General features: G+C 58.3%; 19 protein-coding genes. 6 read left to right on the forward strand and 13 right to left on the reverse strand.

Features of this window, described 5'->3' with window-relative positions; all coding sequences use genetic code 11:
- Nucleotides 1-20 precede the first annotated feature (20 nt).
- Nucleotides 21-641: a class I SAM-dependent methyltransferase gene (locus ACFOOQ_RS00735; RefSeq protein ID WP_379720276.1), complete on the forward strand. Its 621-nt coding sequence runs from the start codon at nucleotides 21-23 to the stop codon at nucleotides 639-641.
- 54 nt (nucleotides 642-695) lie between these two features.
- On the opposite strand, the gene ACFOOQ_RS00740 is transcribed toward ACFOOQ_RS00735, so the two are convergent.
- The 8 genes from ACFOOQ_RS00740 to ACFOOQ_RS00775 form a co-directional block, all read right to left on the reverse strand.
- Nucleotides 696-1,424, reverse strand: coding sequence for a MerC domain-containing protein (locus tag ACFOOQ_RS00740; protein ID WP_379720279.1), 729 nt, complete (start codon nucleotides 1,422-1,424; stop codon nucleotides 696-698).
- A complete protein-coding gene (locus ACFOOQ_RS00745) occupies nucleotides 1,425-1,826 on the reverse strand; it encodes a heavy metal-responsive transcriptional regulator (RefSeq protein ID WP_379720282.1) in 402 nt (133 codons plus the stop codon).
- A gap of 570 nt (nucleotides 1,827-2,396) precedes the next feature.
- Nucleotides 2,397-3,080 carry a LuxR C-terminal-related transcriptional regulator gene (locus ACFOOQ_RS00750; RefSeq protein ID WP_379720285.1) on the reverse strand — a complete coding sequence of 228 codons (684 nt, stop codon included), beginning with the start codon at nucleotides 3,078-3,080 and terminating at the stop codon, nucleotides 2,397-2,399.
- Between the two features lie 93 nt (nucleotides 3,081-3,173).
- Entirely contained in the window at nucleotides 3,174-3,581 is a 408-nt protein-coding gene (locus ACFOOQ_RS00755; RefSeq protein ID WP_379720288.1) for a hypothetical protein, read from the reverse strand.
- 123 nt (nucleotides 3,582-3,704) lie between these two features.
- Entirely contained in the window at nucleotides 3,705-4,604 is a 900-nt protein-coding gene (locus ACFOOQ_RS00760; RefSeq protein WP_379720292.1) for a hypothetical protein, read from the reverse strand.
- A gap of 15 nt (nucleotides 4,605-4,619) precedes the next feature.
- Nucleotides 4,620-5,492 (reverse strand): CsgG/HfaB family protein, encoded by an 873-nt coding sequence (locus tag ACFOOQ_RS00765; protein ID WP_379720295.1) that lies wholly within the window; start codon nucleotides 5,490-5,492, stop codon nucleotides 4,620-4,622.
- A gap of 177 nt (nucleotides 5,493-5,669) precedes the next feature.
- A complete protein-coding gene (locus ACFOOQ_RS00770; RefSeq protein WP_379720298.1) occupies nucleotides 5,670-6,356 on the reverse strand; it encodes a hypothetical protein in 687 nt (228 codons plus the stop codon).
- A 59-nt stretch (nucleotides 6,357-6,415) separates the two neighbouring features.
- On the reverse strand, nucleotides 6,416-7,855 hold the full coding sequence (locus ACFOOQ_RS00775) for an AAA family ATPase (RefSeq protein WP_379720301.1): 1,440 nt from the start codon (nucleotides 7,853-7,855) through the stop codon (nucleotides 6,416-6,418).
- Nucleotides 7,856-8,215: 360 nt separating this feature from the next.
- Between ACFOOQ_RS00775 and ACFOOQ_RS00780 the strand changes: the two genes are divergently transcribed.
- Nucleotides 8,216-9,265 carry a helix-turn-helix transcriptional regulator gene (locus ACFOOQ_RS00780; protein WP_379720304.1) on the forward strand — a complete coding sequence of 350 codons (1,050 nt, stop codon included), beginning with the start codon at nucleotides 8,216-8,218 and terminating at the stop codon, nucleotides 9,263-9,265.
- 63 nt (nucleotides 9,266-9,328) lie between these two features.
- Here ACFOOQ_RS00780 and ACFOOQ_RS00785 read toward each other — a convergent pair whose 3' ends face one another.
- Nucleotides 9,329-10,237 carry a class I SAM-dependent methyltransferase gene (locus ACFOOQ_RS00785; protein ID WP_379720307.1) on the reverse strand — a complete coding sequence of 303 codons (909 nt, stop codon included), beginning with the start codon at nucleotides 10,235-10,237 and terminating at the stop codon, nucleotides 9,329-9,331.
- A 375-nt stretch (nucleotides 10,238-10,612) separates the two neighbouring features.
- On the opposite strand from ACFOOQ_RS00785, the gene ACFOOQ_RS00790 reads away from it, so the two are divergent.
- The 3 genes from ACFOOQ_RS00790 (at nucleotide 10,613) to ACFOOQ_RS00800 (ending at nucleotide 13,692) form a co-directional block, all read left to right on the forward strand.
- On the forward strand, nucleotides 10,613-11,776 hold the full coding sequence (locus ACFOOQ_RS00790; protein WP_379720310.1) for a hypothetical protein: 1,164 nt from the start codon (nucleotides 10,613-10,615) through the stop codon (nucleotides 11,774-11,776).
- A gap of 88 nt (nucleotides 11,777-11,864) precedes the next feature.
- Nucleotides 11,865-13,061: an HNH endonuclease gene (locus ACFOOQ_RS00795; RefSeq protein ID WP_379725280.1), complete on the forward strand. Its 1,197-nt coding sequence runs from the start codon at nucleotides 11,865-11,867 to the stop codon at nucleotides 13,059-13,061.
- Nucleotides 13,062-13,065: 4 nt separating this feature from the next.
- Entirely contained in the window at nucleotides 13,066-13,692 is a 627-nt protein-coding gene (locus ACFOOQ_RS00800) for a hypothetical protein (RefSeq protein WP_379720313.1), read from the forward strand.
- A gap of 30 nt (nucleotides 13,693-13,722) precedes the next feature.
- On the opposite strand, the gene ACFOOQ_RS00805 is transcribed toward ACFOOQ_RS00800, so the two are convergent.
- From ACFOOQ_RS00805 to ACFOOQ_RS00820, 4 genes are all read right to left on the reverse strand, one after another.
- Nucleotides 13,723-14,484 (reverse strand): hypothetical protein, encoded by a 762-nt coding sequence (locus ACFOOQ_RS00805; protein ID WP_379720316.1) that lies wholly within the window; start codon nucleotides 14,482-14,484, stop codon nucleotides 13,723-13,725.
- Nucleotides 14,485-14,607: 123 nt separating this feature from the next.
- Entirely contained in the window at nucleotides 14,608-15,051 is a 444-nt protein-coding gene (locus ACFOOQ_RS00810; protein ID WP_379720319.1) for a DUF6527 family protein, read from the reverse strand.
- Complete coding sequence (locus ACFOOQ_RS00815; RefSeq protein ID WP_379720322.1) at nucleotides 15,048-16,445, reverse strand: ThiF family adenylyltransferase; 1,398 nt, start codon at nucleotides 16,443-16,445, stop codon at nucleotides 15,048-15,050. The genes ACFOOQ_RS00810 and ACFOOQ_RS00815 overlap by 4 nt, the downstream gene beginning before the upstream one ends.
- Nucleotides 16,442-17,176: a multiubiquitin domain-containing protein gene (locus ACFOOQ_RS00820; protein ID WP_379720325.1), complete on the reverse strand. Its 735-nt coding sequence runs from the start codon at nucleotides 17,174-17,176 to the stop codon at nucleotides 16,442-16,444. Before ACFOOQ_RS00820 ends, ACFOOQ_RS00815 begins: the two co-directional genes overlap by 4 nt.
- Before the next feature lie 227 nt (nucleotides 17,177-17,403).
- Between ACFOOQ_RS00820 and ACFOOQ_RS00825 the strand changes: the two genes are divergently transcribed.
- Nucleotides 17,404-17,748, forward strand: a complete 345-nt coding sequence (locus ACFOOQ_RS00825; protein WP_379720328.1) for a helix-turn-helix domain-containing protein — start codon at nucleotides 17,404-17,406, stop codon at nucleotides 17,746-17,748.
- The last annotated feature ends 1 nt before the right edge of the window (nucleotide 17,749 follow it).

The following is a 17,749-nucleotide window of genomic DNA, read 5'->3' on the forward strand; positions in this document are numbered from 1 at the left end:
AACCGAAAGGATGCCGCCCGGTGCCGGAGCAACTGAGCAAAGGTCATTGGACCGATGTCTACAACCGCAAAGCCGAATCTGAGGTCAGCTGGTTCCAGACCTCGCCCAAACAGTCTCTCGACTGGATACTGCCCGGCGCCGATCCGGCCACAACCGCAATCACCGACATCGGCGGCGGTGCATCGCGTTTGGCCGACGAACTGCTCGACCGCGGCTTTGCCGATGTCACTGTCCTCGATATTGCCGACAGCGCCCTGGCCCAGTCACGGAAGCGGCTCGGGGAACGTGCCGACAGGGTCCGCTGGGTCATCGCCGACATCACGGCATGGTCGCCGACCCGGCAATACGATGTCTGGCATGACCGGGCGGTCTTCCATTTCCTGGTCGAGCCTGCGGGCCGTACGGCCTATCTGGCAGCCCTGAGCCAAGCAACGAAGCCCGGCAGCCGCATCGTGATCGCAACCTTCAACCTCGACGGACCGGAACGGTGCAGCGGCCTGCCGGTGCAACGCTACAGTCCGCAGACGCTCTCGGAGGCCCTTGGCAGCGATTACAGCCTGATCCAGTCAACGACCGAAGCGCACAAGACACCGGGCGAGGCTATCCAGCGGTTCCAGTACAGTCTGTTCGAGCGGCGCTAGTCGTACTTTACACAAATCGATCCGCGACTTCGGCGTCAGCTGGAATTGTGGATACTATTCGCTGCAAGCCGGGCACGAGGAGACTACTTCCAATTTCATGCTGCTTCTTCTGGGCCACGTGTTCCAGGCCGATGCCGCCGCCAGAAGGGCGACGCCGGCGTACATGGCAACGTCATTGTCGAAGCCGAACTTCCCGATCAGGATCGCTGCGGCAGCCATGGCGCCAAGCCAGAAGGGTCCATAGCCGCGCCGGTTCGGCGCCCGCCAGGCGAGCGCCAGAACCGAGACACTGACGAAGACAACCGTCAAGGGCAGCAGATAAGGGGTGTAGTCCACAAATCCGATCCCGAAGCTGCTCAGCAGTCCGGCATAGGCGGGCCAGCATACCGGGCAGCTCAGCTTGGGAAGCAGCGCTGCTCCAACGACCGGAAGGACCGCAGCATTGAGGCGGAAGCTTCGCGGTTGCTCGGCGCTTTTTGAGCTGACGACAAGAGCCGCGACGACGGCGTCCAGTGGCGGCACGCCGCGCTCGTCGCCATTCAGCGCATAAATCCTGCAGCACGAGCCCGCGTCTTCATCTGGCGATGCCACAATATCCTTCCCGTTGACCAGGATGGTCGGCGAGCCGAAACGCCGGACATGCTCTGGTGCCTGCGGATTGCCGACTTCCCATTCCGACCAGACCGGCGCGATACCGGCGGCCCGGAATGCCTCCGCCAGCCGTGCCCTCGCAGCTTCGACATTTGGACAGGTGTTTTCGTAAACGAGTTCTACGGACGGCATTCAGGGTTCCTCACGCGCTTCCAAGGCATCAAGGATCGGACATTCCGATATCGTCGCGGTATCGCGACATTCTTCCGCCCATGTCGCCAGGACTGTACGCATCCTGGCCAGCGCGGCGATTTTCGCGTCGATCTCGTCGATTTTGAGCAAGGCAAGCTCACGGATGTCGGGGCAGGATGTCGTGGGGCTGGCCCGGAAGGACAGCAGGCCGTTGATATCCTTGAGCGAAAAGCCGGCCTCCTGGGCACGCTTGATAAATTGGACGCGCCGAACCGCTTCCTGTTCGAAGCGTCGATACCCGTTCGCATCACGGCCAGCCGATACAATCAGTCCTTCACGTTCATAGTAGCGCAGCGTCTCGACGGTGACGCCACTTTGGCGTGCGACACTCCCGATGTTCATGGCATCTATCGCCTCCTCGATCCAACCTAACCCCTGAAGTCAACTACAAGGTCAAGCGGAATTTTATCCAGGTTCAGACAATCACCTTGTCTGCAAATCTCCGGGGCAGCGAAAATTGCATTCTTGCAGAGCCATCTCGAGCGATATTCTCTCTCACACCCCACACTTACATCGACAGCCGCCTGATGCGTGACTTTCGGCCCCAGGCGTTCAAGCGCCGCCCACGCCACATCGCCGACCCCGGCCCTCTCTGCCATCGCAACGATCGTCGTTCCGGTGGCCTTTAAACGAATATTCAAATTCAGAGGCACATCGGTCGCGCTGAGAAACCTCTCCGGCCATTTCCGGTCCAGACCATTGATCCGGTGGCGAAGCTGATCTCGCCGATTCCAGGCCGGACACCTTGCAGGCAGGAAAGGCCTTCTCAGCCTTATACTGAACAAGAATGCAATCCAGGCAGCCGCCTCTAGCATGAAATCGAATAATACAGTCGGCAATGTAGAAAGGTGAATTGAAGGGACTTGTAACAATCCGGATAGAAGAGCTTGTGAACTTTTATGGCTCGAGGCATTACACCTTCGCCTGCGCAGGGGAGAACTGGGAATTTCTATCAACAAACCACGCTGCCGCCTGCGCCCTGTTCTGGACACTGAGCTTTGCGAATATCTGCCGCAGATACATTTTCACGCTTGCCTCGGTAAGCTCACATGTTGTGGCGATCATTTTGTTGGAATCACCCTGGGCCACCAGCGCGATAATCTCGCCCTCCAGATCGCTGAGAACGGCTGGTTGCAGCGTCGATCCCGATGCTTCATCTGCGGCGGCCACCACGATCTCACCCTGTCGGATTTCCGTCGCCAACCGGGATGGCAGGACTTTCTCGCCGGCCTTCAACAACTCGATGGAGGCAAGGAAGCCGGCGGCGGTCATGTCGGCATGGAGATAGCCGTCGGCGCCAGCGCTGATGCAGGTTGCGAGAAAATCGGGCTCGGATCGTGTCGTGACGACGAGAACGCTGGTGCCTGGATAATCCTCACCGAGCCAGCCGATCAGTTCCGGCTGGCAGGTCGTCTCGGTACAGAAGAGCAGGACCACAATGTCGATGACGGCGGGAGCATCAAGCACACATTGCTGGGCTGCTTGCGGGTCGGCAGCGCGGCCGACTACCTCATAGCCATTCGCCGAGAGCAGGCCCTCGAACAAATCCCCGATCAGCTCATACGGCGAAATCACCAGACACGATGTCTTCGGCACAATACCCCTCCCGTCTTCCCGAGACAGGAGAGGTAATGCCGCGCGGCGGGATTTTCAGGTTGATTTCCGGTAATCCCCGTCAAGCCTTTGATCTTATGGGGTCGTAATCGACATCGTATCGCCGGTCTGCTCCCGGATGCTGACCGCCTGGGCACTCTGGTCGCCGACACTGTCCTGATGGGTCAGGACGTCGACATCGCCGGTAGCGCCGTCATCGAGCACGACGGTGATGATGCTGTAGTTGGCGGTCGAGCCGAAACCGCCTGCGCCAGTACCGCCTGCGCCGATACCGCCGACGGCAGCGCCTCCTGCTGTAGCGGCGGCAGATTGCTGATCGGCCTGCTCGGCCTGCCAGATCATGGCCGCGCGGCTCATGGCCGAACTGCTGCCACGGACATTGTAGCTCCAGGCGCGGCCATGCAGTTCGCCGGCCATCAGCTCGGCGGCCGGGGCCACGGCGACAAAAAAGGCGGCTGCAGCAGCCAGATGATTCTTCAACATGAGCGGTTCCTTTCGTGGTTGCTGGCGGCGAATGGCCCCGGCGGCGGGGGAGAGGCAGATACCGCCGGGGCCATCAGAGCCGGGACTGTCTGGAGAGACAGTCCAGCCCCGTGGTGTCGCCAGTTACGGCGCGACCGGATCGGTCAGGTTGCCGCCGACCGCAACCGATGCCGTCGACAGGTTGCCGATCGAGGTGGCGTTCACCCGCATGATCGGTCGATCCAGCGCGCCGAGGTTCGACACATCGCCGATGGTCTGGGCGCTGCCCAGTGCCGTCGTCCGCACGTCGCCCAGGCTGAACTGGGTGACATCGGCCGTCATCAGGGCGTCGGTCAGCAGCGGATAGCTGCCACCGACGGCCGGATCGATGGTGGCCGGATCGAGCGCCTCGGCCGGTTCCGGCGTCAGGGTGAGCGACGAGGAATTGCTCACCGCCCGGGCCTCGACATCGACCAGGGCGTCCTTGATGCCGACGGCATCGGCGCTGGCCGTGGTCTGGTGCGGCGTGATCAGGCCGGTGGCGGCCTGGTTCATCAGGGTTTCCATGACCAGCCGGCTGGTGTTGCCGCTGGCGGCGGCCGTGGCATCGACGGTCAGCGGATCGGTCGCCAGCGGGTCGGCCGCGGTGGGATCGATGCCACCGACCTGGAACTGGCCGATGCTGCCATTGAGCGCCACGGTGGAATCCGAGGCGTTGACGTTGCCGTAGGCGGCCGCGCCGACCTCAACGGTACCCAGATCCGTCATGGCATCGGCCGGATCGAGGCTGGCCGGCAGCGTCACCTGGCTGTCGGCGCTGGCCTGCGCGTCCGGGTTGCCGACATAGACCTGCATCTTGTCGATGCTGGCGAGGCCGGTCGGCAGGGCGTTCAGGGTCGCCTGCCGGGTGGTGGTGCTGTCGTCGGTCTGGGTGACCGACCATTCCCAACGCGTCTGGTCGAAGGCCATGGCGGCGGGAGCGGTCGCCAGCAGCGCAACGGCGGCCGCGCCGGACAACAGGGTCAGATGGGTCTTGGTATTCATGTAAGCCTCCTGATTTCAGTTTCTGGACTGGGGTTGAAATGCGGCGTCATCCACCGCGACAGCCGGCACGTGATGCGCCGGACTGACCTCGCAATCGGTTTCATTGGGCAGGGACAGAAAGTCGGTCATGATATCGAGTACCGACATCTCGACGACCGACCGCAGGCCGAGCTGCAGCGGCTCGTTGCGGATGTGCCCGGCATCGGCCTCGATCAGCGTGCTGCCGAAGAAGCGGAACACATTGGCCTCGACCTCGTAGCCGACAATCTGCTTCTGCAGGCTGCTGACGTAGACGATCTCGAGGCTGCCAGTATCGATGACGCGCAGGTCGAGGGCGACGTTGATGATGACGCCGCGCATGCCGGCGCCCATGCCGGCAACCCATAGCCCGGCGCCGCCGGTCAGGATGTTGTAGTTGAGCTCGGTGACGGCACCGACCAGCAGGAAGTCGCTCGGGCGCACCGCACCGTCGACGACGGCACGGCCGGACATGCTGTTCTTGCTGAATTGCAGTTCAGCGTTGACGAGGCGCAGGTCGAAGCGTTCGACCAGCCGGGCCTTGCGGGTCTTGTAGAGGGCACTGATCACCATTTCGGTGGCGCCCTGGCTGATCACGAAGCCTTCGTCGCCTGCGGCGAGCTTGCCGGTCTTGTCGACGACGGAGCCGACGGCGAAGGTCGGCAGGTTATCGTAACCGGACAGCGTGCCGAGCTTGGCCAGGCAGCGCGAGTAGGGTGTATCGTTGCTGGTCACCGGATAGGTGATCAGCGGGGTGATGCCCGTGTTCTGCGTGTCGCCCTGCTGCGGCATGCCGCCGACGCAGGCGCCGAGCAGCAGCGGCAGAGCGACGGCCGCGAGAAATGGCTGTATGCGAGTGGCGTAGGTCATGCTGCCTACGCTAACGGGATCAAACGATTATCCCAGATATCTTGCGATTATCTTCCGATCCCGACGTAGATGTATAGGCTAGGAGGACAGCACTCTGGTGCTGCAGAGCCATCTTGAGCGATGTTCTTTTTCGTACCTCAGACTAGCAGCAATACGCGATTGCATCGACCGCCATCATCACCAGGGCAGGAAGTCTCGGTGCGTAACCCGGACCCCATAAGACTGTCCCTGAAGCCGAGTCAGATCGCCCGTAGAACCTCTGATTTCTATTGAGCCGACAACAGGGCGTATCAGCTCCACGCACTGGTTGAGATTGCTGATCCCAGCCAGGCCAGCATTCGAAACACGGGATATCGCGATCGGCCACCATGCCCACCGGCTTGCATCGACTGCCGCCTGATGCGTGGCTTTCGGCCCCAGGCATTCAAGAGCTGTCCACGCCACATCACCGACCCCGGCCTTCTCCGCCATTGAAAGGATCATCGTCCCGGTGGCCTCTGGCCGAAGACTCAGTTCCTGGGGCACATCAGCCGCACTGGACACCCTCTCCAGCCATTTCCGGTCTTGGCCATTTTGCCCGGTATCGAAACTGACCTCGCCGATTTCCACCCGGCTTGTAAACTCCGCCACCGCCAGCCTGGGGGACAATCCGCTCTCCTCGATTCGCGCGAGGGATAGGCCGTGCAGCGCCTCAGCCACAAGGTCCCATCCTGGACACCCATTGGCAGTCCATTCCTCAACAGGCCGGATCAGCAAGCTCCGGGCCTCAACATGGTCGTCTTCCACCCAGGCCCACCCCAGCTCGACGGGGAAACTGAGAGGACCGAGGCCGGAAGCTTCGAAATCCACGAAATAGATGGTCATGGGTGTAACCCTACGCCACAGGCCGCGGACCGAATTTCCCACGCCTGGGGTCTTCTGAATCAGTGATAAACACCGATAGCTCTCCGAGGGCATTTTGCATATACCGCACGAAGCGCTCGTTGCATCCGGCGCATATCCGAGGTGTTGCGAAAGAGGCGAAACAAAGCGTTCATCACCACAGGATCAATTGCGGGAAGGTCCTCCGGACGAATGCCCAGGGTGCCCGCGATACGACACTTCGATCTTTCGAGGATGCATTCAAAATGATGCTCCTCCGGAGCGCTAAAGCCGATCACGCGAAAGCGGGACTGAAGCGCAGGGGAAATTCCGTTTAAAGAGTTTGCGCCCGCTATCCAGTTGATGTGGGACAAGTCAACGGGCAACCCGATGAACTCATCCAGATAGCTTCCCGCAGAGTTCGGCTCGATCATAACTAATAGTGTGTCTTGCAGACGTCCATTCCGGCTGTCGAAGCTCGCCTTTTCGAGTTCATCTATGAAGATAATTGGATTCGCGGCCGCTGTTTTGGCCATAAATTCCGCCGGAAAGCATGGTGCGGCGGACGACCAGCCTCTGGCGGTACCTGTGAGAAAGCGATTATCTGCAGAACCGGCAGCTGAAAGAATCGCACAAGGCAGCTGTAGGTGATTGGAAAGTAACTTCACATAGCTGGTCTTCCCGCTGGCCGGTGGCCCAACAAGTATGGTGGGGGCAAGGTGGAGTTCGGGAGAACCGGAAGCGGCAGAGAGGAAGAGATCGTCAAAGATCGCATTTGTTACGTCTTCCGCCCAGGGAAACTCCAAAGCAAGAACCTGACGGATGCTCTCCAGATTCTTTGGCATGTTAACGACGGCCACACCCGTCCGGAGTATTTCAAGCCCGTCCAATGCCTTCTGGTCGTCTGCGCGCCGACCAACGGACAGACCGCCTGCCGATTGGATCAACTTGATGCAACCATGACGATCTGTCGTAGTTAGTCGCGGTGAAGCAATGCCAGACTGCCCCATGGGTCGATACACGTCGGGCGCACTGATCATCGACAGCCAATTATCCAGGCTCTTGCTATTGATCAAATCTTCCAACGCAGTATTGCCGAAGCAGTTCGGAAACGCGGCGGCCCGAGCCAAACGGCGATAGCGAGAGCGGTCGCGGCAACCAATATCACTTGCTTCACGCAACAAGCGGCCTGCCAAGGCGAGCCCCGCAAATTGCTCGCCCGTTGCCGCAGCAATCCAGACCCAAGCCCACACAAGATCCTCGTCACCGCCGTTTGCCACAAGTATTCCGATGAGATGAACAGAGGCGCTCCGGAGCCCCTTATGGGACTTCTCAGACATCGGGATATTATCCAGCTCCCTGTTATCTGGCAGGTGATATCGGGTCAGATCAACCAGATCGCGGACATCTGATGCCGTGAAATGTTTCGGGTCAGGTGCAACGTTTCGCCAACGGCAATGGATGCTAGCTTGAAGGTCAATGCCTTCGATCTTTTCGGGCATGATACACCTCTTCGATTCGCCCATTTGGCCGTTGAGGCCTCTGCGGGCGACCGCCTTGGTGCCGAATGGCCTCGACCTCAGCGTATCGCGTCCGGTGGAACTGGCATCAGGAAGAAAATTCCAATCGCACCGACAGGCGCCAGCAGCCCCCAATGATTTGCCTCTCAAGATTCGGCTGGAAACAGTGTCTTCTACAGCTGTCGCAGGACATTCGGCGCGTAGCGGATATGGCAGATATGGTCATAAGCAATCCTGACGGTGCATGGAGATTCGAGGTCTCTGACATCCGGGAGATATTGGCAAAGACCAAAATCGATGGTTTGATATTAGGAATGAAGTCGGAATAGGCGGAGTTTTCCCATGCCTATCGGACCGAAGGTCAAGCGGTTTGCCAAAGCGGACTGTGTCCTGCAATTAGCGGAAGAAATGCAGGCGACGCGCTCGGGAATATCACTTTCCGACATAGAACAGCGCTTTGCCGTGTCGCACCGAACCGCGCAGAGGATGCGTGATGCCGTTGCGCGTCTTCATCCTGAAATCGAGACGATGATAGATGATCATCGGCGCCTACGGTGGCGATTACCGTCTTCCCAGTCGGCCGCTATCGGCATCTCGCCGTTGGAAGCCTCTGATCTGGAGTTCTGTATTCAGCTTCTGATGCAGCATCACCAACGCGGACGCGCCCGCAATCTGCGTATGCTCCTGTCCAGACTGCTTGCCGCTCAGCCGGAAGCTGTAATTCGGCGACTTGAGCCGGATATCGAGGCGCTTTTGGAAGCGGAAGGACTCGCATCCCGACCGGGCCCACGCCCGGTCGTAAGGGAAGAAGTCATCCAGGTCATTCGACAAGCAATCCTCGTTTCGCGCGAGATCGAAATATCCCATGTCAGGCGCATGGACGGAGAGCAAACCAGAAAGTGTGTGCAACCCCTGGGGTTCCTGCTCGGGACGCGGCATTACCTGGTCGGAATGGAATCGCGCGATAAGAACAGGAAAGTCAGGCTCTATGCACTAAGCGGCATTGGAAAAGCTGCAGTATTGCAAACTACCTTCCAGCGACCTACGGGCTTCTCCCTGAAGGATTATGCTGCACGATCGTTCGGCGTATTCCAGGAGCCTCCGGTATCGGTCGCATGGCGGTTCAGCCCCGCGGCGGCACCGGCCGCAAGAGAATATCTGTTCCACCCCAGGCAGGACATGCGGCTCAATCGCGACGGGAGCCTCACCGTGTCGTTTGTTGCCGGCGGCCTCATGGAAATGGCGTGGCATCTTTTTACCTGGGGGCGCGATGTAACAGTGCTGGAGCCGCCGGAACTACAGGCCATGTTGCAGAATGCGGGACGGCATTCTGGATTTCGTATCGCACCTGCCGAGGCAGATCCGATCGAGAGCGCGCCCCGGACATCATGAACCGTGGATTTGTTTTGTCTGGCCGCCGCCTTATTGTTGAGCAGCTTTGGTGAAGGCTGCGGCTTAGCGTCGCTCGAACAGGCTGTACTGGAACCGCTGGATAGCCTCGCCCGGTGTCTTGTGCGCTTCGGTCGTTGACTTGATCAGGCTGTAATCGTTGCCAAGGGCCTCGGAGAGCGTCTGCGGACTGTAGCGTTGCACCGGCAGGCCGCTGCACCGTTCCGGTCCGTCGAGGTTGAAGGTTGCGATCACGATGTGGCTGCCGGGCTTCGTCGCTTGGCTCAGGGCTGCCAGATAGGCCGCACGGCCCGCAGGCTCGACCAGGAAATGGAAGACCGCCCGGTCATGCCAGACGTCGTATTCCCGGGACGGCGACCAGGCCGTGATGTCGGCGACGACCCAGCGGACCCGGTCGGCACGGTCTCCGAGCCGCTTCCGTGACTGGGCCAGGGCGCTGTCGGCGATATCGAGGACAGTAACATCGGCAAAGCCGCGGTCGAGCAGTTCGTCGGCCAAACGCGATGCGCCGCCACCGATGTCGATGACGGCTGTCGTCGCCGGATCGGCGCCCGGTAGTATCCAGTCGAGAGACTGCCTGGGAGAGGTCTGGAACCAGCTGACCGCGGTCTCCGCCTTCTGATTGTAGACGCCGGTCCAGTGCTTTTTCCGTGCCGACTCGATCATGTTGCCTGCCCTCCACCCACAAGTTCTGTTGCCGCCGGTTTCGCAAGTGGTGCTGCGGCCATCTCTGTCAAGATGCTGCTGCCTGACGGACCGGAAGGCTTTGCCATTATTTATTTGTCCATCATTGTTTCCTGCCGCTCGAATCACTTCAGCTCGCGCCCCGCGTTCGCCGTCGATCAGCTTGACCCATTGCCCGGATCGCACGGCCTTGCATTCGGGGCCATGCCACCAGGGCTCGCGGACCACCATGATGCGCCACGCCGGTGCCTTGGGATGTTCGACGATCAAGGTCTCCAACTGGAAGGAAGCGGCCTGACCCCAGAACCCGTGGCGCTCCCGCAGCCAGGCAGTGTCGCCGAATGTCCAATGATCGACTTGCAGGTTGCGGTTGCCAGCTGTGAGCCGGCGGGCGAAGGCGAGCCATGCGAGGAGACAGATTCGTCCAATCGTCGCAACAGGACGTTATATGCTAGGATAACATTGCTAACAGGCGTTACGACTTAGGCTTCGATCGTGTTCCTGGTGGCTTCTTCAGGCTGGCCAGCCGCTCGGCAAGTGCAGCCGCTTCCCGTTCCGCTCTGATTCGCGCCACCCTCTCCTCATCTCGCAGCAATTGAATATGACCATCGGTTTACAAAACTGACCGTCTGGTGAGTACACATCATGCCTTCGTCTTACACGCGTCAGGGGCTCTACGCCCTCATGTGGGCCAAGCCCAAGAAGGAGGTCGCCACCGACCTGGGCATCTCCGATTACCATCTGCTCAAGGCCTGCCGAGAACACAGCATCCCGATCCCTGAGGTCGGCTATTGGCAGCGTAAGGCCGCCGGCAAGCCCACCTTCCAGCGGCCGCTGCCGCCCCGGCAGCCCGGCCATGCCGATGAGATCGATCTCCCCGGTACCAGCCGGCCAGAGTTCGACCCGCTGACCGACCCGATTCCGCCGGCGCCGGTCTTCCCCGAGGAACTGGCCCAGGTTGAGGCCCGTATCCGAAAGACCCTAGGCAAGCTGACCTGCCCGCCGCTGCCGGCCCATCCCCATAAGGAGATCGCCAAGCTGCTGGCCAGGGACCAGGAGCGTCTGGCCGAGTTCCACCGCACCGGCTACGATTGGCGGCGCCCCAAGCTCGACAATCCCCTGCGGCAACGCTGGCTGCGGCTCCTGAACGCCCTCTTCATCGGCCTGCAGCGCTTCGGCGCCCGACCATGGCTGTCCAACAGCGAATACGCCGACCGTGACCGTGAAGAGATCCGCGTCAGTCATGTCGGCAAGCAATACCTGTCCTTCACGCTCGGCCCGATAACGCCCCATTATGGCAAGGACGCGGAGAAACCCAGCGGCCCCTTGCGGCTGAAAATGGAGACCCGGCGGCAGCGCGGCACAAAGGAGCGGCAATACCTGGTCTGGGAGGACCAGGGGAATGCCAAGCTCGAGGGCTTGGTCGACGAGATCGTGGTGGCAATGATCCTCGAGGCCGAGATCCGCTACCGTAACGGTGCGCTCGGCCACCACGAATGGCTGATCGAATACAAGGCCCGCGAGATCGAGGCGGAGAAGCAACGCATCATCGAGGTCGAACGCCAGGCGATCGCCCGCAAGAAGCAGGAGGAACGCGACCGGCTGGCTAGGCTGTTCAGCCAGGCGCGTTCGCTGCACCAAGCCGAGACGATCCGGTCCTATATTGAGGCCGTTAAGCTCCGGTCTGTCGAACTGACATCAGAACCGGCGGCTGTGCAACGATGGATCGACTGGGCGGAATCTGAAGCGCGACGGATTGATCCGGTCCTGAATGGAACAATCGACAAAGCCATTGGAGAACTCGAGTAGTGTCAACTTCAGTATACCTTTAGAACCTCGCGCTTGCCGGCCTATTATTGGTCATTCGGACAAAAGTAAATACAGATGGAATCTGGCAATGCCCGTTTGCATATATTGCGAGAAAGAAAAGCCGGCTTCTGAGATGACGCTCGAACATGTCATCCCGAAGTTCCTTGGCGGCGCTTGCGCACCGGATCGCCTTAAAACCAATAGGGTTTGCCAGAAGTGCAACAACGATCTTGGGCTGTTTGTCGACGCTAGTTTTGCGAAAAGCTATTTGGTGGAGGGTTGGCTCAATCAGCAAGCCTTCAGATGCTATGACCCCAAGAAACCGACAGGACTGCCACTAATCTTTCTCCACAAGTTGAGACTGGAACTACCTGGCATATCTGAAATTGAAGATTGCGACCTGTATTCAGGGCCGCTCGCGGAACGGATCATATGGGTTCGTCACAAGGATGAGAGACTCTATTGGTATACAGGTGGAAATCCCCGGACGGCCAAGGATCGGGAGTCTCGCGCCTACTTTTTCTTATCAAAGAGATCACATCAGGATTTCGACGTGGTGTGGAGAACTTTCCATGCTGCATTCAAGGGCCAGAAGGTTAGGAAGGTCTTGGCCGCTCAAATCGAAGGGCTAAACCCTATAGATTTTGGCTTTTCTCCACCGGACGCATTGGACCAACAGAGAATCGATTTCCTCACTGAGCCCAGGAACTTCGTTGCAGAACAGCCTAAAGGTCAGGTCGCTCTCAATCTGCACCACGACTTCCGCTTCCTGGCTAAGCTGGCACGCGGTATAGGCTTCTGCTTGGTTGGCGATAAAGCCCTCACTGGTAGATATGCAGAGGAGGTCAGTCAGGCACTACGATATCGTGCAGGAAGTGAAATGCCCGCACTTCGCGGGGTAGGCTCCTTACACCTTGCTGTAGGCACCGCAGGGGAGATCATCGGTCACGAGAGTGCAGTCGTGGTCATTCTGAGCCAAATACCTGAGGGAATCGGCATCAGCTTACACATAGGTCCGCGGGTAAGTTCGGCCGTACTGTGCTTGGAGGCGGGCATTCTTACAGATGGCGACCGGAAATCGATCGGGAACGGCGTAGCACTGATACTTTTCCCGTTCCTGGGGCGAGCGGTAGAATTGCCACTGCTCGATTACCTCCTTCATCGTCTAGGGCAGTTTCGACACCCAGATTTAGCGCAAATAGAAGATCAGATAGGCCAGAACAAAGATTACTTCGGCAATCTGGCCGCAATCAGCCGACAACAGCACAACACTTTGACGGAATAAATTTATGGAAGAACTCATCCCTAGTGCAAATGTGGAGGATCACCCCCGTGTTGCGGAGTTGAAGAGATCATTTCACACAGGGCCAGTTGATTTCCTGGAGACCACCACGGATTTGAACGATGACGATTATGCATTGATGGGAAAACTCATTCAGCTGTATTGCTTCGCCGATCTGAATGCGAGACGTATCATTGATGCGATCCATCATGCGACCCTTGGAGCAGATGCTCGAAGCGGATCTAGATTGCGGGATGCAGAGGTGTTTCCCAGGCTTCAGGGATTGGTAAATCGGTGGATCCCAGATTCACCACTTAAGGAAGGCCTCCTTAAAGCCGCCCGCACCGTTGAGATTCATCGAATACATCGCCACAATTTTGCTCACTGGGCAGCTCGAAAGGTTAAGGAAGGAGACGCCTTTATCCTTTTCACAAAAAACGCACGGGAGGGGGAGCGGCGCGACGGCACCCCACAAAATTCGGACGAAATGAAATATGCGATTGTCTTACTGGCGCCACTGAAGCCCGAGATCGAGAAGCTGATTGGCCATTGCGCCTATCTGGCCAACCAGGCAGCCCGTTTCGAACATGGCTTTGAGGAATTCAAACGAGCAATTTCGGTTGACGGCGCGTAGCCATTGATACTTATGGTATCTGGCTGAATATCATTGCCCCGCTCTCTCCGCATCAAGAACGGGTTGGAGTTGCTCGTGCTCCCGTAGCTTTTCCCATTCCTCTTTCAACCAAGGCAAATCCCCTATATCCACACGGTGGATGGGAACCCAGTTTATCTCTCTCAATAGCCACCCCTCCCAATCTCGAGGGACGTCGTGGCTTGTCACGAATACGTGAAATAGATAGCCAGAAAGGATCACTCGAGCACAGCGATGCCCTTCAATCCTCTCGATGCTTGGACTGCGAATAAGGTCTTTTAGTGCGTCGGGGCCAGCCATAAGTCTGTATATTAATGTCGGATAGATTTGCGCAGGTATCGCATCATCTAACAACAACGCATTGGCCATATTTTTCTCGTGCTTATCTCCAATATCGATGTGATAGAAAGGAGCAGAACTTGAAACAGAGCATCGCCACACCACGGATAATATGAAGCGCTTTATTTTTTGCGCATCGACACCATTAAGAGCGTAGGCAAATTCTCTGTCAGCGTCCGGAGCCCGTCCATCTGTTAGAATGGGCTTTGCGTAACTCTCAAGCAAAGAGAAGCGCTGCTCGCAATTTTCGCACAGAAGGTATTCCTTATATCCATCTTGCTCAGGCTTCAGCCGGAGATCCGGTGTCGCAGCCACTTTCAGCTGATGCTTCTTATTGAAGCTATTCTGATAACACCATTTAGGTATTACGTGAGAATTGCATAGATTTGCGACTTGGCCGCAAAGTCTACATAGGGCATGCGGGCGCTTGGTCATCGACTATCTCGTCCAGCTCAACGGCTATGTTATACGTGCTTTCGATCAAGGCGCGTCTAAACTGAATGAACAGGGGCATTTTCATTGTGGCGCTTCTTTCTTGACTAGTTTTACGGATAACCGTCAGACGGAATATCCCTCTTCGGGCTCATCCAACAAAAGAGAGGCGATACTATGCCTTAAAATGAAATGAGCACGGCATCCAGACGCACGCCATACCGACGGATACAATGACAACTTGCTCTCGGCATCAATATGGAAGCGCCAAATGGGACGCGGTCCTCGCGGCGACACACTAAGTCGGATCTCTTCGCCGCAGCCGCAAGGACATTTGAATTGAATCCGCTTCGGCCCCGTTTCACCCACGATGATTGAAATCACTCCAGGCGACTGCAGGACAGCCGCCGATTCCGCCTGATTCCTAACTTGGTGAACCGAGCTGTAAGGAACCTCTTTCCAGACACGACTGTGGCGTCTAGGAGAGGCATCTTGCTCGAGAACTCTTGGCGCTTCCTCCTGCCGAACAGGCAGGAAGAAATCGAGCAAGCGGGTAAAAATGCCTTTCATTCCTCCACCTCCGTCACCCTCTGGCCATCCTGGGTCGATTCCAGGGCGCGGCGCCAGATCATCTCCCATCGGTCGCCTTTAGCCAAAGCCCAGTCGGGAGAACAGACAAGGCAACCATCAAGCGGAGCAGGCCTGACTGGACGCACGCTCCCGTCCATGATGCGGTAAACCAAATGCCGTGCGGCGCTGGGGATACCGACCGTCGCGGCCAAGAACATCGTCACGGCCATAGATGAGACCGTCGAGTTCAACGAAATCACTGCAGGCTGCGGGATATTTTCCTTGGGAATATAAGGGTCTGCACGACGCTCTTCCTCCGATAGAAAATCCCGACGAACTTGCTCCGGATTTAGCGTTTCCTCGCACTGCAGGCAGGACAGACCTGGTGCCAGCATCTGGACCCGCCCGCTCATGGACTTGATGACACCATCCTCGGCGTGAATGCGAACGCCTATGTCAATGACTGGTATCAGATATTGATACGCTAGCTGATTCAGTACAGCCCGACTGCCATGCGAGTCCGTGCAGCAGAATATGAAATCGCAATCCAAGAGTTTCCGGGCGACCTTCTCATCGAGGATGCTGCCCCGTATCTGAATCACATCGCACTCAGGCAATATCGACCGCGCATGAACAGCAGAAACCGTCACCTTTGGTAGGCCAACATACTCTTGCCTGCTACCGACTACGCGGTTCAGGTTTGTATCCTCCAGCGTGTCAAAATCAAGATGTACCTGTGATTGTGTGCCGAGGTGAGAGATGTTCTGGATAACGACAGAGCCTGTTCCACCGCCGCCGACAACACCGACCTTCATCGTCTTCACTACTGCCTGGCCGTCCTTACCGAATGCACGGACATTCCGGTCATAGATTGCCTCGACGGGCTCAGCCAGTCGCGCTGTCGGCCAGTGAACAGATACCACTCGACTGACATCGACAATCTTGTCGACCGGAGCGACGCGGCCCTCCGCAAATCGGAAGCGCCCCTGGAATCCCTTGCGGCCGATAACAAGTGCGCCATGCGGGCCATCTGGCGCCCTTCGGAAGAAAGCCGGTATCAATGCCGCTTCGCCGCGGTCATCAATTCTTGAAAAACTCGGGTAGTCCTCGGATGCATGGGGGTGCGTATGCACCAAAACCAGTGAAAATCGCCCCCCTCTGGCCCGCTTCAGTACAGGCGCAATGAACTCAGGCCTGATTTTGAGGCTGTTCGGCGTCTGCTCAAGGTACGCATCTGATGGCACATAAACTATTTCATGAACCAGGAGGCGCGGATTGCTGCCCGTGCTTGCTGAAGCGCAAACCAGCAAGGCAGCGGCCTCGTTCGGCGCATCCTGGAGAAGTCTCTCCTTCAATGCGCCGAACTGGCCGCTGTGGAATACCAGCGAGGTCACCGCAACTCGCGGAAGCGGGCTTGGATGACATGCACATAGGTGAGCAAGCCATCCCGGTTCGGATTCCACGCCTTTGTGTGCCAAGAAAACCACACAGCCGGTTCAGCGCCGTGGCCGACATGTCCCGACTGGGAGTTATCCGGCTGCTTGCCGCTTGCCAGGCGAAGGTCGTTGTCAGCCCAGAAGCAATCCGGCTGTGCTGCCGGATAGCCTGCAGGGGCAATGAACCAGATGGTGGTCCGTGTCTTGTTCCAGCCAGCCGGAAGATCCAACTGGAACCGCACGAGGCGCGTACCATCAGATCGCTCCGTGACTTCGACGGTATTATAGCGCTCAAACAGCTGCTTGAGCTGAACATCGAGGACCGACCCGAGATCTGCCGGAGGCAGCGAGTAGAAGACCATCCCGTCCTTCAACTTCACTTCTTTACCGTCCGGGATCGGCTCGTCATCACCCGGCCGCTCCAAGAAGAGGCGGTAGGACGGATCAACGCTGCCCAGCTGCTTCAGCTCGGCACCACTCATTTTCTCCTTGCGGACCTTATAGGTGTTGGAGTCGATCACGATCTCGATGAGCTTCGGGCCTTGGCCGCCGCCGGGGTCCCCACCGCCATGATCACCACCGCCGTGGCCAGGGTTGCCGTGGTCCGGGTTACCCTGACCGGGGCCGCCATGGTCGGAGCCCCCGCCATGGGCATTGTTGCGATTATCGTCCTTTTCCTGGTCTGCCATATCCGTTCTCCGTTAAGTCCAGGGTGGCAAAAATGCCGGCTTTCGGCCTTCTGATCGGGCAACTACGCCTTTTACTTGACGAATCACGGCCCAGCGTGATTCCCTGTCTCTGTTGCAAGACGTTGCGAACCATAGACACAACGTCTCATATGTGAGACAAACCACACCTTAAGCCGAGCCCCCGGGGTTTGGCAACAAGAAAAATCTATCCATTCCGGTGAGACACGATGCCCCTATCGATCTCTGATCTCGGCCGCCTGATCCAAGCGAAGCGTGGATCAAGGGGGGTCCGAGCAGCCGCCGCTGAAGCAGACGTCAGTTCAGCCACACTTTCTCGGGTCGAAAACGGCCACATGCCCGACCTGGCGACCTTCGCAAAGCTATGCAAATGGTTGGAGGTGGATCCACGCGAATTCCTGGGACTACCGACTGAAGCACCCAGCCAACCAAACGCCGTCGTCCATTTCCGCAAGACCAAGACTGTCTCTCAAGAGACTGCTCAATCGCTCGCTGAACTGATTCTTTCCGCCCAGCGCGCCCTCAAAGCCAGAAGCAGCCTGATCAGCCAATAAA

The sequence above is a fragment of the Ferrovibrio xuzhouensis genome (genome assembly GCF_042648965.1).
GTDB classification, from domain to species: Bacteria; Pseudomonadota; Alphaproteobacteria; order Ferrovibrionales; family Ferrovibrionaceae; genus Ferrovibrio; species Ferrovibrio xuzhouensis.

What these genes read in the sequence shown, in the direction of transcription:
- ACFOOQ_RS00825 (WP_379720328.1), top strand. Translation starts at nt 17,404, where the DNA reads ATGCCCCTATCGATCTCTGATCTCGGCCGCCTGATCCAAGCGAAGCGT.
- ACFOOQ_RS00790 (WP_379720310.1), top strand. Translation starts at nt 10,613, where the DNA reads ATGCCTTCGTCTTACACGCGTCAGGGGCTCTACGCCCTCATGTGGGCC.
- ACFOOQ_RS00810 (WP_379720319.1), bottom strand. Translation starts at nt 15,051, where the DNA reads ATGAAAGGCATTTTTACCCGCTTGCTCGATTTCTTCCTGCCTGTTCGG.
- ACFOOQ_RS00780 (WP_379720304.1), top strand. Translation starts at nt 8,216, where the DNA reads ATGCCTATCGGACCGAAGGTCAAGCGGTTTGCCAAAGCGGACTGTGTC.
- ACFOOQ_RS00805 (WP_379720316.1), bottom strand. Translation starts at nt 14,484, where the DNA reads ATGACCAAGCGCCCGCATGCCCTATGTAGACTTTGCGGCCAAGTCGCA.
- ACFOOQ_RS00800 (WP_379720313.1), top strand. Translation starts at nt 13,066, where the DNA reads ATGGAAGAACTCATCCCTAGTGCAAATGTGGAGGATCACCCCCGTGTT.
- ACFOOQ_RS00740 (WP_379720279.1), bottom strand. Translation starts at nt 1,424, where the DNA reads ATGCCGTCCGTAGAACTCGTTTACGAAAACACCTGTCCAAATGTCGAA.
- ACFOOQ_RS00820 (WP_379720325.1), bottom strand. Translation starts at nt 17,176, where the DNA reads ATGGCAGACCAGGAAAAGGACGATAATCGCAACAATGCCCATGGCGGG.
- ACFOOQ_RS00760 (WP_379720292.1), bottom strand. Translation starts at nt 4,604, where the DNA reads ATGAATACCAAGACCCATCTGACCCTGTTGTCCGGCGCGGCCGCCGTT.
- ACFOOQ_RS00775 (WP_379720301.1), bottom strand. Translation starts at nt 7,855, where the DNA reads ATGCCCGAAAAGATCGAAGGCATTGACCTTCAAGCTAGCATCCATTGC.
- ACFOOQ_RS00770 (WP_379720298.1), bottom strand. Translation starts at nt 6,356, where the DNA reads ATGACCATCTATTTCGTGGATTTCGAAGCTTCCGGCCTCGGTCCTCTC.
- ACFOOQ_RS00795 (WP_379725280.1), top strand. Translation starts at nt 11,865, where the DNA reads ATGCCCGTTTGCATATATTGCGAGAAAGAAAAGCCGGCTTCTGAGATG.
- ACFOOQ_RS00755 (WP_379720288.1), bottom strand. Translation starts at nt 3,581, where the DNA reads ATGTTGAAGAATCATCTGGCTGCTGCAGCCGCCTTTTTTGTCGCCGTG.
- ACFOOQ_RS00765 (WP_379720295.1), bottom strand. Translation starts at nt 5,492, where the DNA reads ATGACCTACGCCACTCGCATACAGCCATTTCTCGCGGCCGTCGCTCTG.
- ACFOOQ_RS00745 (WP_379720282.1), bottom strand. Translation starts at nt 1,826, where the DNA reads ATGAACATCGGGAGTGTCGCACGCCAAAGTGGCGTCACCGTCGAGACG.